The sequence below is a fragment of the Shewanella sp. 3_MG-2023 genome, from assembly GCF_030548765.1.
GTDB lineage: Bacteria > Pseudomonadota > Gammaproteobacteria > Enterobacterales > Shewanellaceae > Shewanella.
On the sequence record NZ_JAUOSH010000013.1, the window covers coordinates 54,569 to 70,535 of the forward strand.

Genomic DNA, 15,967 nt, shown 5'->3' on the forward strand with positions numbered 1-15,967 from the left:
TATCATGTCAAATCAACATCGATTGTAGTTAATCAGTTGAGTTAACTTAATTCACTTGGACCAAAACAACACACTAAAACAGCAAAGATAAAACAGAAAAGAGGAGCATCAAAGATACTCCTCTACTACAGCAAAACTTGAATTAATTTAGCTCATTAAGCCAAATAGAATCGCTGTCATAGCCAGTAAACCAGCAATAACCACAAACACATTACTAATGCGGCCACGGTAAGCTTTTAGCGCAGGTACTTTATGGACAGCATACATAGGCATTAGATAAAGGATTGCAGCAATAATCGGACCGCCCAACGCTTCAATCATGCCTAAAATGCTTGGGTTAATAACCGCAACAATCCAGATGCTGAAGAACATGAAAGCCAAAATGAATTTATTTAGCTTAGCCTCTGATACTTCTTTATTACTGCTACGTAATTGCTTAGTGATCATGCCTTTTAAACCTTCAGTCGCCCCTAAGTAGTGGCCAAAGAAAGAAGAAATAATCGCAATAAACGCAATAATAGGGCCAAAGTAGCTCACAAAACCACTTGAGTGAACATTGGCTAAGTAAGACAAAATAGCTAAGTTTTCACTCTTTGCTTCAGCAAGTTGCGCTGGGCTTAATGATAAAACACAAGAGAACACGAACAGCATCACGAAGCCTACAAGCATCATTGAGGTGTTACGTAAAATCACATCTGCTTTTTTAGCTGCATTGTTGCCATGCTCACGCTTAAGTGACACAGAGAATTGTGAAATTGCAGGAGAATGGTTAAAAGCAAAGATCAATACTGGAATAGTTAACCAAACAGTACCAAAAAACTCACCTGCCGATGGCACCACTTGCAAAGCATCCATTTTCCAGTCAGGAATTAAGTAAAATGACATAAATGCCAAAATCGCAACCAGTGGGTAGACTAAAAATTGCGTCACTTTCAGCATGAATTTTTCACCCGCAACCATCACTGACATCATGCCAATAATAAGTAATGCCGATAATAAAAAACGTGGCGGTGAGGCAAAGCCAAGCTGGTGAACAATAAAGCTATCAACTGTGTTAGTAATACCAACACCATAGATAAGCACAATAGGAAAAATAGCAAAGAAGTATAACAGCGTGATCGCTTTACCCGCATTAACGCCAAAGTGCTCTTCTACCACTTGAGTAATATCACTACCCGGATTCTTAGAAGAGCACACAAAGCGAGATAAACCGCGATGAGCAAGGTAAGTCATAGGTCCAATAAAAACGGCCATCATGACTAAAGGCCAAAAACCGCCCATACCCGCGTTAATAGGTAAAAACAAAATACCGGCGCCAACAGCGGTGCCAAATAGACTTAACATCCAAGTGGTATCTTGACGACTCCAGCCTTTAACTTGAGTTTGCTCACCTTGAGTTGCTACAGCAACATCCTGCGCACTGATTGAATCTCTTTGCATGGAATAACCTTTGAGGTAACTAATTTGGCGCGGAGAATACAGTGTTCTTATTTGAGAATAGTGACCTAGTTCATTTTTTTGATCCCACACAGCAATAAGAGAGGCGCAATGTGCGCATGATCAAATATTAACTTGGTTACTAATACAGCTTCATTAACAACAATTAATTTAATTGCCAACATTAGATACAAATGATCAACTGCGAATGTACTGCAAAGTCACAAGCCAAAGGGGTTTAAACACTAATAACCTAGTGAATACTTGACTATTTCAATCAAGTAACTCAAGGTTTTTCGATGATAAAATAGCCTTATCACTGTCGAAAGGGAAACGAGAAGGTTAGCTTGAAATAGAAGATTAGCTTGAAAAAGAAAGTTAGCTGGAAATAGATAAGTAAGCTAAAAGCAAAGTTAATATTCACCCAGCAAAGCGTCGAATTTACATTTTTACAGCGGTAAATTCGACTCAACTGAAGTTATATACGATATAACAATATCGCTAGCCCGTTCTTAAACTTAATATGGCGGCGACATCCAGCGCCTTGTCATATTTGACAAACCCAGTCAGTTTTTGATCAATGGCATAAATCGACATACGGTCGGCCAATTCATTGCCTTCAATCCCCACATGAGCGGCAACGTGTTCAATCTCCATATCATCTTTAATGGCATCATAAAGTTCATGAGCCTGCTTAATGACTTCAAGATTGGCGATATCACCGGCAGTCTTGCGTTTCCAGCCTTTTGACTTCCAGCCATAAGCCCAATTAGTGATGCAATTAATCGAATATTGGGAGTCACTGAGTATTTTAACCGTTTGATTAGCCTTAATGGCCTTTTGTGCCACTAATATCGCTTGATAAAGCGCATTCAATTCGGCGCTATTATTGGTGCCATTGGGATTATATAAACCAAACCACAACTCAGCGACTGCGCCATTACGGTAAATCGCCATGCCTGAGCCCGCTTTACCAGGGTTGGGCTCACAGCCGCCATCAGTGAATATCATCACCTCATGAGTGGATAAATCAATCTTAGCTTTGCTGGTCGATGTTGTTTTAGTCGCAGTGCTAGCTTTACTTTTCGCGCTAAAAGCCGCTTTACCTATACTTTTACTTGCCGATGCGCCAAATGCCGCTTTAGCCTCTGCTTCAGTCGGGAAAGATTTGTATTTTGCTTGGGGAAATTTATCCACCTGCTTCTTGGTATAATCCCAACTGGTAAAAATGCCGGTCTCACGCCCTGCCCAAACCACATAAAACTTCTTCGCCATAATGACTTCTCTATAAAATCGCTTAAGATACTCAATGCGCACCAGTTTAGCGTATGACGTAGCAAAATCACCAACTGTTCAGTAAAACTTGGATACTAATTTATGCCTCAAGCACCATTAACGATTATTGTCGGCTCAAATAACCCCGTAAAAATCAATGCCGCCAAAGTGGCCATCAGTCAGTATTTTCCTGATCGTAAAATCAATTGCAGCGGCATGCATGCGCCCTCGTTAGTGGCCGATCAACCCATGACAGATGCAGAAACCAAATTAGGGGCCATTAATCGCGCCCAGTTTTGCCAGTCGCAATACCAATCAAATGCCCAAGAGGCTGACTTTTTTATCGCGATGGAAGGCGGTGTTGATAATTTTGACCATGGCCCTGCGACATTTGCTTATATGGCCATCATTCATAAGCAACAACTATCAGTTGGTCGCAGCGCGCTACTGCCATTACCCACTCAAGTTTACCAAGCGCTAGAGCAAGGTGAAGAGCTGGGCCATGTAATGGATAAACTCTTTAATACCCACAACATTAAGCAAAAAGGCGGCGCAATTGGATTACTCACTCACGGCTTAGCAACCCGCGAAAGCATTTACACCCAAGCGATTATTTTAGCGATGGCGCCTTTTATGAATGCTGAATTTTTCAACAATTAGTTTGCCCATAGGAATAAGTTACTTTGTTTTATGGATAAAGATTGCTAACTTCGAAGTAACTCGTTTCCATAGGAGAATTAAATGGAATATCAACGCATAGCGCATTCTAGCCTTGATGTTAGCAAGATTTGTCTTGGTACCATGACATGGGGCGAACAAAATACCCAAGCCCAAGCTTTTGCACAAATGGATTACGCCATTGGTCGTGGAATTAACTTTATTGATACCGCTGAAATGTATCCTGTGCCACCCAGTGCTGACACCCAAGGTGAAACTGAGCGCATTATTGGTCACTACCTTAAACAAAGAGGTAATCGCGATAATTTAGTCATTGCATCAAAAGTGTCAGCTGCAGGCCCTAAAAGTGATTTTGTTAGACCAAACATGGCCTTAGATTGGGTCAACATCCACCAAGCGGTTGATGCATCACTAGAGCGACTACAAGTCGATACCATTGATTTATATCAGCTGCACTGGCCTGATAGACACTGTAATTACTTCGGTGAGCTACTTTACGACCAACTGGATGATGAACATCAAACCCCTATTTTAGAAACCTTAGAAGCATTAGCTGAAGTCATCCGCCAAGGAAAAGTGCGCTATATCGGCGTGTCCAATGAAACCCCTTGGGGCTTAATGCAATACCTTCGATTAGCTGAAAAGCATGGCTTACCCCGCATCGTCAGTGTGCAAAATCCTTATAGTTTGCTTAATCGCAGCTTTGAGGTGGGCATGTCTGAAATCAGCCACCGTGAAGAATTGCCTTTGCTGGCCTACTCGCCTTTAGCTTTTGGCGCATTAACAGGTAAATATGAAAATAATCAGTGGCCTGAAAACGCCAGATTAACGTTATTTAAGCGCTTTGCCCGCTATAACAGCACAGCAATGGCAATTGAAGCTACTCAAGCTTATGTGGATTTAGCCCGTGAGTTTGGTTTGTCGCCAACCCAAATGGCCTTAGCCTTTGTTAATTCAAGACGCTTTGTCGCTTCAAACATTATTGGCGCTACCAATCTTGAACAGTTAAAAGAAAATATCGATAGCCTTGATGTTAGTTTGTCCGCAGAGCTTATTGGCCGCATCAACGAGCTGTCTAACCTTTATCGCTTGCCTTGCCCATAACAAGTGTGAATAACAGGGGTTAATAAGACCTTTTGCCAATCAGCATATTGATGCTTGCAATAAGCGCTACAATCTATGAAGATCGTAGCGCTTTTCTTATGCTGAAGCGATAACTTCAGCGATTCATCATTAACTTAACGAGCTTTCAATGACAGTGCCTGTGGATACCGTTTTAATTAATAATGCCTTTGATCACCAAGCTATTCGATCTCAGTTTCCAATATTGGATCAACAGCTAGATGATAATCCATTGTGTTATTTAGATACGGCAGCCACCAGCCAAAAGCCTGTTAGTGTCATTGAGGCAATGACTCAGTATTATCAGCATGATAACGCTAATGTGCATCGCGCCGCTCATCAGTTATCAGCCAGAGCCACAGCCAACTATGAACACGTTCGTCATCAAGTTAAGCAATTTATTAATGCTAGCCAAACTGAAGAAGTTATTTTCACTCACGGCACCACTGAATCGATCAACATGGTCGCTGCAGGCTTAAGCAAACAGCTTAAAGCTAATGATATTATTTTAGTTGATAGCGCCGCCCATCACGCCAACTTAGTACCATGGCAACAATTGGCCAAAAATACCGGCGCTGTGGTTAAACCCATTCCACTGAATGAGCATTTATCCATTGATATCAATGCCTATTCAGCACTGCTTAGTTTAAAACCTAAGCTTGTGGCCATAAGCCATGTGACCAATGCGCTGGGGTCGGTAAATGATGTCAGCCGATTAGTTGAGCTTGCCCAGCAAGTAGGTGCACTCACTCTTGTTGATGGCGCTCAGGCCATCGCCCATATCGATGTCGATGTACAACAAATTAACTGCGACTTTTATGTGTTTTCAGGCCATAAAATGTATGGCCCCACTGGCGTTGGGATCTTATACGGCCGTTATGCCGAGCTCGATAAGCTTGAACCGCTGCTAACAGGCGGCGAAATGATAAAGTCGGTGAGTTTTGAAGCTACCACCTTTGGGGAACTGCCCAATAAATTAGAAGCGGGCACCCCGGCGATTTCAGCAGTTATCGGTTTAGGTGCGGCAATTAGTTTTATCAATGGACTGCCAAAAGCTGAGTTACTGGCCCATGAGCAAAGCTTACTGAACTATTTGCAACATGAACTCAGAAACTTAGGCGATATAACCCTTATTGGTGCAACGCCGCATAATATTGGCGTGGTTGCGTTTAACTTGGCACAAGAGCATCATCAAGATGTTGGGATACTACTTGATCAACAAGGCATAGCCGTTCGTTGTGGCCACCACTGCGCCATGCCATTAATGCAGCAGTTAAACATTAAAGGTTGTTGCCGAGCATCCATTGGCCTCTATACTAATAAGCAAGACATTGACCTGTTTATCGCGGCGCTGGGTAATGTTAAAGATCTACTGTTATAGCCTGATGTTTTAGCCAGGCTTTTTAACCTTAGCTTTATAGCTGCAAATACTCTCCACCACCTGATAGTAAATTGAGAAAATGACTAACCAATTACCACAACCCCAAGAGCACTGTTTTAAACCGCTAGATAATAAGGTCGCACAAGCCGTCAGCGCGATTGAGTCAGCAAGCAACTGGCAAGATAAATACCGTCAAATCATGCTGCTTGGTAAAGCCCTACCGACACTTGATGATGCCTTTAAGCTAGAGTCAGCCCAAGTAAAAGGCTGCGAAAGCCAAGCGTGGCTTTACCATAAAGCGATTGATGGCAAACATTTTTTTTGTGCCGACAGTGATTCACGTATAGTTAAGGGTCTAATTGCTATACTGTTATATGCAACTCATACAAAAACCAGTGCCGCCATTAGTGCATTTGACTTAACTGAGTATTTTGAACAATTAGGACTTAGCGGCCAATTAAGCCCCTCTCGTACCAATGGGCTTACCGCACTCGCCAATGCTATTAAGCAATACGCCGCAAACTAATCAATAATGATTACGAGCGTTAAAAGGAATAACAATGTCTGAAAGCGCTTGTAACCAAAACAGAAGAACCCTACTTAAAGGGATCGCTGCAACCAGCTTACTTTGCCCGCTGTATAGCACTTCTGTGTTTGCCGCCTCCAAAAAGCGCCTCTATATTGATGGTTTATCATTTCTGCCCGAAAACCTAGCAGATGTTCGCGAATCAAAACTTGATGCTTACATCTGTGATATCTCCGCTATCGAAACTATTACACAGCCCGATGGCACCACCAATTACAAACGCACCTACCAAGCCTGTATTGAAAGTATAAAACAAGCTAAAAAAGTGGTCGATGATAACCCTTCAGTTTTATTACAAGGGCTAACAGGCAACGACATTGCCAAAGCCCGAAATGAGCAGCGCACCGCGGTGTACTTTCAAATCCAAGGCGCTGACTGTGTTGAAGCCGATGCCGATATCACTAACATTGGCGATAAACCTTGGCCACAACTAGACCAATTTCACCAACATGGTTTACGGGTGCTGCAATTAACCCACCACTACGGCAACCGCTTTGCCGGTGGCGCATTAGACAATGATGGCTTTCAAAGCCTCAATAAGCCACTGACCGCTGATGGTAAGGCATTAATCGCCGAGCTTAATCGTCACAATATTCTTATCGATGTCAGTCACTCAAGTCCGCAAACCGCACTGGATACCGCTAAAGTCTCCACTAAACCCATAGTGCAAAGCCATGGCGCTGTGCGCTCCATCGTCAATAATGCTCGCTGCTCACCCGATGAAGTGATCCGCGCTATTGCCGACACTGGCGGTGTGTTTGGTATTTTCATGATGAGCTTTTGGCTCACCAATAAGCCTGTGCCGAGTATTGATGATTATATTCGTCAACTTGATAGAGTCGCTAGACTGGGCGGCATGGATGCAGTAGCCATTGCCAATGATTTCCCACTGCGGGGCCAAGAAAACTTACTGGCGTTAAATAACAATAACGCCGAAGGGGTAAAACAATACCTGGGTTGGTGGCAAAGTCTTGCTGATAAAAATGTATTAGGCTTTGACCATACCCCAGAGCATGTGGTGATCCCAGAATTTAACCATATCGACAGAATGAGTCGCATTGACGATGCACTGGCCAAAGCACGTTATAAGTCGAGCGATAGAGACCGCTTTTTAGGTGGTAACTGGCAAAGAGTGCTTAAACAAGTGTTGGTTTAAATTACATCAGATTTAAGTTGTTGGTTTGCTTTCTGTATTTCCAAACTCCGTTTGGATTAACGTTGTGGCGCTTCGTTCACACCTGATTTATTTTTTTAAATATTTCCAAACTCCGTTTGGATTAACGTCGTGGCGCTTCGCCCACACCAGATTTAGGCTGTTGGTTTCCTTTGTGTATTTCCAAACTCCGTTTGGATTAACATCGTGGGTTTTCCACCCACACCCGACCAAAAGGGTATCAACAGCAATACCCTCTTGGATCACCCTGCCGCCCCTAACGAAAAATGCTGAAAAGCGCATAGTTTTCGATGGGGATCGATCCAGCTTTTAACTTCGTTTGTAGACTGCTTCGGTCTTATTCGAAAATGCTAACGCTTCCGATGGTGCATCCCTGCACCGCGAAAGCTATGCTCACATCCATGTGAGCATCACGCTATTTTCTTCAACGCCCTCAATTCAAATTGAGCCTTTTGGATTTTTAGCTTTATATCTTTTTAATCTTTTATTTGGCACGAATACAGTCAAATCGAAGAAGCAATAATCCCAGTGTAGATGCAGCAGCGAGCTTCCAAAACATGGATGTTTTGGCAGAGCCTACATGGATGTACTTGCGGCGTCTCGCAGTTGTATCTGCACATAAGCCTGCGGCAGGCAATTGGTTAAATCGAAGTTATGGTCTACGTAAAAAGTGCCAATATAAATGGAGAATAGAGTTGGTGGTCATGAAACATTTTGCCCCCTTTTTAATTTAGTCTTTAATCACAGGAGATGTTAACCATCACAATTTGACCTCATTTCACTTATGCATGTAATCTGTTATCAATATAAAAATAGCAGCGATATAAGGGAGGGTTACACCTTGAACCTAGCTTACAAGGTAAACATCAAGATTTTAAGCTCGACAAACTCTAGACTCGATAAATTTTAGACAAAAAAAGCTGAAACCTAGGTTTCAGCTTTTTTGTTTTGAAACGCTTACTGTTAGTTAGCTTACTTTGAACATTAGTAACTAAACACTAGCCACCAAAGTCATCTAGCAAGATATTTTCTTCTTCAACACCTAAGCTTTCTAGCATGCTGATCACAGAGGAGTTCATGATTGGAGGGCCACACATGTAGAACTCACAATCTTCTGGCGCTTTGTGATTCTTAAGATAGTTTTCCAATAATACCGTATGAATAAAGCCGGTATAGCCGGTCCAGTTATCTTCAGCTAAAGGCTCTGACAAAGCTACATGCCATTCAAAGTTGTCATTTTCAGCGGCTAAGGTATCAAAATCATCTTGATAAAAAATCTCTCGCGCTGAACGCGCTCCATACCAAAATGACATTTTACGTTTTGTTTGCTTACTCTTAAGTTGATCAAAAATATGCGAACGCATCGGCGCCATACCTGCGCCACCACCAACAAACACCATTTCAGCGTCTGTTTCTTTGACAAAAAACTCACCGAAGGGCCCTGAAATAGTCACCTTATCGCCAGTCTTTAGATTAAAGATATATGACGACATTTGCCCTGGTGGTAAATCATTGCTTGGCGGCGTAGCAATACGCACATTCAGCATGATGGTGCCTTTTTCATCAGGGTAGTTCGCCATTGAATAAGCACGTAATACATCTTCATCAACGGTTGAAACTAGGCTAAATAAGTCGTACTTATCCCAGTCATCACGATATTGCTCAGGAATATCAAAATCAGCGTATTTCACCTCATGGGCAGGGGCTTCAATTTGAATATAACCACCGGCTTTGAAATGAACATCCTCCCCTTCAGGGACTTTCAGCAGCAGCTCTTTAATAAAGGTCGCTTGGTTGTCATTAGAAACTACCTCACATTGCCACTTTTTAACCCCAAAGATCTCTTCATCCACTTCTAGTTCCATGTCGGTTCGCACCGCAACCTGACACGCTAACCGGCAGCCTTCTTTGGCTTCTTTTTTGGTGATGTGGTCAAGCTCTGTGGCTAAGATATCACCGCCACCTGATTTCACTGTGACCCGACATTGGCCACAGGTGCCGCCACCGCCACAGGCCGATGGAATAAAAATACTGTTGCTCGCCAGTGCGCCAAGCAGTTTATCACCAGCAGGTGTGCACACACTTTTGTCTGCATCACCATTAATGCCGATGGTGACATCACCCGTACCCACCAATTTGCTTTTGGCGAATAAAATTATCATTACCAGCAAACTTACCACTATGGTAAACATGCCTATGCCAATTGCCATTTCCATTAAATGCACCTTCTCAACAGTTGCTGATAACAAGCAGTCTCATGGGTCAGTTTTACCAAAACCACTGATTCAAGCATGAGTGAGTCATCTATAAGCGAATTCAAATTTGTTTGCATTTTCACGCCTTACAAAGTGATGCCAGCAAATGACATAAAACCTAATGCCATTAAACCTGTAGTAATAAAGGTAATGCCAATTCCTTGCAGCCCTAGTGGGATAGCATGAAATTTCATCCGTTCACGCAGCCCGGCGAGTAAGACAATGGCCATCGCCCAGCCCACAGCACTACCTGCTGCAAACACCACAGATTCGCCTAAGTTATAATCACGGTTGGCCATGAAAATAACCCCAGCAAAAATGGCACAGTTCACCGTTAGTAGCGGTAAGAAAATACCTAAAGATTGATACAGAGTTGGAATGTATCTTTCTAAAAACATCTCCAAAATCTGCACTAAAGCGGCAATCACCCCAATAAAGGTAATTAACTGTAAGTAGCTTAAGTTAAGCTCAGGGAAGCCTGCCCATGCCAGTGCACCTGGCGCAAGGATATTCACGTAAATCAGCTGATTTACCGGTACGGCTAATACCATCACCACAATCACTGCAATGCCCAAACCAAATGAGGTTGAGACCTTTTTAGACACCGCGAGGAAGGTACACATGCCTAAGAAAAAAGACAGTGCCATGTTGTCGATAAAGGCCGCTTGAATAAATAAATTAATATAGTGTTCCATTGCCATTATCCTCTCTTACGCTGCACAACATTGATCGCCCAAATCATCACGCCGATCAAAAAGAATGCGCTTGGTGGCAAGGTGAACATTTCATTGGCAAGATACCAACCACCGTTTTCGATAGTGGTAAATATCTCTTTGCCAAATAAGGTTCCGCGTCCTAGTAGCTCACGCACAAAGGCGACACTTAATAAAATCACCCCGTAGCCCATGGCATTACCTAGCGCATCAACAAATGCCAAATGCGGTGGGTATTTCATCGCAAAGGCTTCTGCGCGGCCCATGATGATACAGTTGGTAATAATCAAACTGACAAATACAGATAACTGCTTTGAAAGCTCATAAGCCACGTCCTGCAACACCATATCAACGATAATTACCAAAGAGGCAATCACCGTCATTTGCGCAATAATACGCACGCTGCTAGGGATAAAATTGCGAATGCTCGAAATGATCACATTGGAGCACACTAAAACAAAGGTCACCGCCAGTGTCATTACCAATGCGGTTTGCATTGAATTACTCACAGCCAGTGCAGAGCAGACCCCTAGCACTTGCATCGCCACTGGGTTATTGGCAAAAATCGGTGAGGTCAGAATTTGTTTAGTTGAGATAGTCGTACTCATTATTTCGCCTCCGTAGTGGCAAACTGGTTAAGAAAGGTTTGATAACCTTCTACACCAAACCAAAATTCAACCGCACGTTGAATGCCCATGCCCGTTCGGGTTGCGCCACTAACGCCATCAACACCGTGAATATCGCCAGCTTTAGCACCGCCTTTGATAACCTTGATGGAAATTTTGCCTTTATCATCAAATAGCTGCTTACCTTTCCATAAGTCAGTCCACTGGGGATCTGTTACAAAATCAGCAATACCAGGGGTTTCACCGTGTTCGTAGAAAATAATATTCTCAACGGTATTTAAATCAGGCTTAAGGGCTAAATAACCATAAATCATCGACCACAGTCCTTTACCATAAATGGGCATCACCACACTGGATAATTGACCATTAGCGTCAAAGACTTCAAATACGCGGATATTATCCGCACGGCTTTTAATTTTGGCGGTATCTTTTTTAGGTTTTGATGATGTATCTGGGTTTATCGCTGCCATACGCTCATCAAAATCAAGTAGATTGTCATGATCAACAAACTCACCCGACTCTAGATTGACCATTTTAGGCCTTACTCTTTGTTCAAATAATTCCCTAAAATCGCCGCTGCTGATATCAATATTGGCGGCCCGTAATACAAACTGCTGCACTTCATCACGCTTTTTAACCAGCTTACGTTCTTTTAAAATTTCAGCGGTACCGGTGATCATAAACGAACAGACTAAACTCAGGCTGATGATAAAAATCATCGTGCCAGCTATGCTATCTTTCTTAAAGGCCATGGCGTTTTAGTCTCCGTTTAATGTTGGCACGAGCCACCAGATAATCGAATAATGGCGCCCATAGATTTGCGAACAATATCGCCAACATGATCCCTTCAGGCAATTTCACATTCAACACTCGAATGAGTATGGTCATAAAGCCAATTAACGCGCCATAGGCGTATCGACCACTGCGGGTATATGAGGCGGTCACAGGATCGGTTGCCATAAACATCATCCCCAGTGCAAAACCACCGGTAACTAAATGCCATGTCCACGGCATAGAAGCCATAGAGCTTTTCGCAGGTCCAACTAAGTTAAACAATATTGCTGTAGCGATCATGCCGAACATAACCCCAGCAACCACTCGCCAATCTGCCACTCGAGTTAGCAGCAATACACCGCCGCCAATCAAAATAGCTAAGGTGCTGGTTTCACCAATAGAGCCTGGAGTGAAGCCTAAAAATGCATCCATCCATGCAGGATCTGATAAGGCGCTAATCCAGCTAACATCGGCAAACATATTCGCGCGACTGGCTGCAGCTTGGGTTAAGGTGGTGGCACCTGAAAAACCATCAGCAGCAACAAATTGGCTTAAGGCTGCGACTTCTGTGGGGTAGGCAAAATAGATAAAGGCATAACCGGCTAACGCAGGGTTTAAAAAGTTATAACCCATGCCGCCAAACATTTCTTTGGCTACGATAACCCCAAAGGTCACTCCTACAGCAATAATCCATAAGGGTGTCGATACCGGCACTATGATAGAAAACAGTAATGCTGTAATAAAGAAGCCTTCATGTAATTCTTGGCGCCGCACTTTGGCAAAAACCACTTCCCACACTAAACAGACAAACAAGGTCATTAGGTAAATTGGCACATAATAACTCGCACCATAAGCCATTAAGCTGACAAAACCTGATTGTTCGGTTAACTGGCCAAACAGCATTGAAAACAAGCCAGCCTGCCAAGCCTCAGGTTGAGTTGCCCCAGCCATGATGGCAATTTGCGCTTGTAAGCCTAGGTTGTACATCCCAAAAAATATGGCGGGCAGTAAACACATACCCACAATATGCATGGTACGTTTTACATCAATGGCATCACGAACATGCACTTTACCTTTGGTACTGCGGCCACGAGCAATCCACAAGGATCGCAAGTAACTTTTCATCGAGTCGCCATGAGCATAATAGCGATCTTGATGATCCGGTTTCTTTTGTTGCTGACTCATTAACCTTCCCTCTCGATGATATCTAGGCAAGCACGTAACTCTTTACCAAAGTCATACTTTCCGGGACAAACAAAGGTACAAAGTGCTAAATCTTCTTCGTCTAATTCTAAAGCGCCTAATAGCTGTGCTTCATCGGTATCTCGCACCACCAGATCTCTCACCAACAAGGTCGGTAAAATATCCAAAGGCATAACGCGGGCAAGCTGACCAAAAGCCATCATCGCACGAGGAGAGCCACCTGCATGGGTGGTAAAATCAAACAGTTTTTTAGTACGGCTAAAACCTGACATCATGATACCTGTCAGTGAGAACTTTTCTTTATTACGGCGCACCCAAGGTAATAACTCGTGACGGGCGTTTTCAGTTAGTACACAAACTTGATTATGATAACGACCTAAATAGTTATAAACCCCAACTGCGGTATGGCCACAAAGTACGGAGCCCGATACCACCCGTGAGTGAATATCTTCAATTTCATTTTCGACTAGCTCACCCAAGTCTGCCCCTAATTGGGTCCGCAGTAACCTTGGTTTTAACACATTGGGTCCAGCAAATGACACCACTCGCTCATTAAATAGCTCACCGGTTTGAAACAGCTTGCCAACGGCAATCACATCTTGATAGCCAATATGCCAAACTACCCGCTCAACACTTACTGGATGCAGCAGATGGATATGAGTACCCACCAGCCCAGCGGGATGAACGCCGCCAAATTGATATGACTCAACTTGAGCTAAATCATGGCCGGGTAACGCCTCACCTTGATCATGACACAGCATCACTTTACCATCGGTTAACCGGGTTAGTGCCTGCATTCCCACAGCAAATGCTTGTGGCTGCTCAGCGATAATCACGCGAGGATCGGCCGCTAACGGATTACTGTCCATGGCGGTCACAAAGATTGCCGATGGCCTAGTATCTAACGCGGGAATTTTTGAGAAAGGGCGGGTTCTTAATGCCGTCCATAACCCACTGTTAACCAGATTGGTTTGCACCGCTTCGCGGGATAATGCCAAAACATCATCGCTAGTAGCAAAACTCACGGCTTCATCGCCTTCGCAACGGATCACCACTGATAATAGCACCCGTTTTTCGCCCCTGTTTATGGCAATCACTTCGCCACTCGCAGGGGCAGTAAAGGTCACTCCGGCAATCTTTTTATCTTGAAAAAGCGCTTGGCCTTTTTTAACGATATCACCTTCTTCAACCAACATAGTCGGCTTTAAACCAACATACTCTTCGCCTAATATGGCAACTCTGGTTGGCTTTGCTGTGACGTCGATTATTTGTTGCGGCTCACCCGCTATAGGCACATCGAGGCCCCGTTTAATTGTTATAACCTGATTTGAGGATCCAGCCATTACTTGTAACCTTTAAAATTCAGATACCACATAATAAATAGATTTGTGACCTAAATCCGCTATTGAGGTCACACCTTTTAAATAAATTGTGAAATAAATGTACTAATAACACCTAAATTCGACCAAAAATTTGAACCAAGACCGATATTCAATTTCAAAACAGGAACTAAAGCACAAAAAACAGCATCCAAAACGCTACCCAATGCTGAACTACCCCATGTATCACAATTTAACATAGACACAGTTCACATTAATCTCAATAAAAGCTGTATAAGAATTACAGAAATCAAAATTTGCTAGGTAAGCACTGAGATAATAATTAAGTTTGAAGCAATAAGAATGACAAATATGGGATAAGTATGAAATGAACATGTTAATGGCAAGCCTGAGCAGCTAAAAACAAAAAATGGCCAAGACTGTCGTCTTCGCCATTTAAATTCATGCGGTCAAAATTATCGGTAAATATAGCTTAAGATCAAATCCGCTAAATACCCACTTGAGACTGAATTGGTGCAGCTGAGTACTCTTGAGGATTAAACCAATTGAGGCTGTCTGCCAATGACACCACCTCACCGATAATCATCAATGCTGGCATTTGCAAAGCAGGATCTGCAGCCAGCTGCGATAACTCACTTAACTTACCGATAAAGCGCTGTTGAGATGCGGTCGTCGCCTTAGAAACAATAGCCACAGGCGTATCACCATCACGGCCACTACTCATTAATCCATCACGGATAATCTCTGCGTTCAAAATGCCCATATAAACCACTAAGGTATTATTTGGATTTGCATAACCTTGCCAGTCCATCGGCCGACTTTGTAATTGGCAATGACCAGTAATAAACGTCACTCCTTGAGCAAAATCTCGGTGGGTTAATGGAATGCCAGCATAAGCAGCTGTGCCACTAGCAGCAGTAATACCGGGGACAACCTCAAAAGCAACCCCTGTTTCTGCTAAGGTTTGCAGCTCCTCACCGCCACGACCAAAAATAAACGGATCACCACCTTTAAGGCGTACCACGTTTTTGCGAGTGTAAGCTTTTGTCACCAGTAACTGATTTATTTCATCTTGCCCAGCACTATGCTTGCCAGCACGTTTACCCACAGCAATTTTTTCAGCGCTTTGTGGGATTAAATCTAAGATGTCTTGGCTAACGAGGGCATCGTACAGGACAGCATCGGCTTGCTTTAACACCCGATAAGCTTTGAGGGTGAGCAGCTCAACATCTCCAGGCCCTGCACCGACTATCCAGACTTTCCCTTTGGCCCCTTGACCCGGTATCGAAACCAATTCCATTTTTCAAAACCCCACAATGTTTACTTAGCATCAAATATAGCCCTTTATATATTCCATATATAATAGATAATACTTAGCTTTTATTCCATTTAGTTATATGAGA

14 protein-coding genes are annotated in these 15,967 nt (G+C 43.2%); 5 read left to right on the top strand and 9 right to left on the bottom strand.

All coding sequences use genetic code 11. The features are described 5' to 3' along the window. Positions 1 to 147: 147 nt before the first annotated feature. Positions 148 to 1,440: a serine/threonine transporter gene (locus Q4591_RS09375; RefSeq protein ID WP_102439718.1), complete on the bottom strand. Its 1,293-nt coding sequence runs from the start codon at positions 1,438 to 1,440 to the stop codon at positions 148 to 150. A gap of 498 nt (positions 1,441 to 1,938) precedes the next feature. Beyond that, a complete protein-coding gene (locus tag Q4591_RS09380; RefSeq protein ID WP_102439719.1) occupies positions 1,939 to 2,712 on the bottom strand; it encodes a ribonuclease H family protein in 774 nt (257 codons plus the stop codon). A gap of 102 nt (positions 2,713 to 2,814) precedes the next feature. Here Q4591_RS09380 and yjjX point away from each other — a divergent pair, with 102 nt between their 5' ends. The 5 genes from yjjX to Q4591_RS09405 all read left to right on the top strand — a co-directional run bounded on the left by yjjX (position 2,815) and on the right by Q4591_RS09405 (position 7,635). Then, positions 2,815 to 3,372, top strand: a complete 558-nt coding sequence (gene yjjX / locus Q4591_RS09385) for an inosine/xanthosine triphosphatase (RefSeq protein ID WP_102476923.1) — start codon at positions 2,815 to 2,817, stop codon at positions 3,370 to 3,372. A gap of 81 nt (positions 3,373 to 3,453) precedes the next feature. Then, positions 3,454 to 4,494 carry an NADP(H)-dependent aldo-keto reductase gene (locus tag Q4591_RS09390; RefSeq protein WP_102439721.1) on the top strand — a complete coding sequence of 347 codons (1,041 nt, stop codon included), beginning with the start codon at positions 3,454 to 3,456 and terminating at the stop codon, positions 4,492 to 4,494. 148 nt (positions 4,495 to 4,642) lie between these two features. After that, on the top strand, positions 4,643 to 5,893 hold the full coding sequence (locus Q4591_RS09395) for a cysteine desulfurase (protein ID WP_303460695.1): 1,251 nt from the start codon (positions 4,643 to 4,645) through the stop codon (positions 5,891 to 5,893). Between the two features lie 79 nt (positions 5,894 to 5,972). Continuing rightward, a complete protein-coding gene (locus Q4591_RS09400; RefSeq protein ID WP_303460697.1) occupies positions 5,973 to 6,419 on the top strand; it encodes a SufE family protein in 447 nt (148 codons plus the stop codon). A 34-nt stretch (positions 6,420 to 6,453) separates the two neighbouring features. Beyond that, a complete protein-coding gene (locus Q4591_RS09405) occupies positions 6,454 to 7,635 on the top strand; it encodes a membrane dipeptidase (RefSeq protein WP_303460700.1) in 1,182 nt (393 codons plus the stop codon). 1,016 nt (positions 7,636 to 8,651) lie between these two features. Here Q4591_RS09405 and nqrF read toward each other — a convergent pair. From nqrF to cobA, 7 genes are all read right to left on the bottom strand, one after another. Continuing rightward, positions 8,652 to 9,869 (bottom strand): NADH:ubiquinone reductase (Na(+)-transporting) subunit F, encoded by a 1,218-nt coding sequence (gene nqrF, locus Q4591_RS09410; protein WP_102438461.1) that lies wholly within the window; start codon positions 9,867 to 9,869, stop codon positions 8,652 to 8,654. Positions 9,870 to 9,994: 125 nt separating this feature from the next. Beyond that, on the bottom strand, positions 9,995 to 10,603 hold the full coding sequence (nqrE, locus tag Q4591_RS09415; protein ID WP_076540866.1) for an NADH:ubiquinone reductase (Na(+)-transporting) subunit E: 609 nt from the start codon (positions 10,601 to 10,603) through the stop codon (positions 9,995 to 9,997). Between the two features lie 5 nt (positions 10,604 to 10,608). Continuing rightward, complete coding sequence (locus Q4591_RS09420; RefSeq protein ID WP_076540771.1) at positions 10,609 to 11,229, bottom strand: NADH:ubiquinone reductase (Na(+)-transporting) subunit D; 621 nt, start codon at positions 11,227 to 11,229, stop codon at positions 10,609 to 10,611. Further along, on the bottom strand, positions 11,229 to 11,999 hold the full coding sequence (locus Q4591_RS09425; RefSeq protein WP_303460704.1) for a Na(+)-translocating NADH-quinone reductase subunit C: 771 nt from the start codon (positions 11,997 to 11,999) through the stop codon (positions 11,229 to 11,231). Before Q4591_RS09425 ends, Q4591_RS09420 begins: the two co-directional genes overlap by 1 nt. Then, entirely contained in the window at positions 11,989 to 13,206 is a 1,218-nt protein-coding gene (locus Q4591_RS09430) for an NADH:ubiquinone reductase (Na(+)-transporting) subunit B (protein ID WP_102438457.1), read from the bottom strand. The genes Q4591_RS09425 and Q4591_RS09430 overlap by 11 nt, the downstream gene beginning before the upstream one ends. Next, positions 13,206 to 14,567 carry a Na(+)-translocating NADH-quinone reductase subunit A gene (locus Q4591_RS09435; protein WP_102438455.1) on the bottom strand — a complete coding sequence of 454 codons (1,362 nt, stop codon included), beginning with the start codon at positions 14,565 to 14,567 and terminating at the stop codon, positions 13,206 to 13,208. Before Q4591_RS09435 ends, Q4591_RS09430 begins: the two co-directional genes overlap by 1 nt. A 484-nt stretch (positions 14,568 to 15,051) precedes the next feature. Next, positions 15,052 to 15,864 carry a uroporphyrinogen-III C-methyltransferase gene (gene cobA, locus Q4591_RS09440; RefSeq protein ID WP_303412026.1) on the bottom strand — a complete coding sequence of 271 codons (813 nt, stop codon included), beginning with the start codon at positions 15,862 to 15,864 and terminating at the stop codon, positions 15,052 to 15,054. Positions 15,865 to 15,967: the final 103 nt, after the last annotated feature.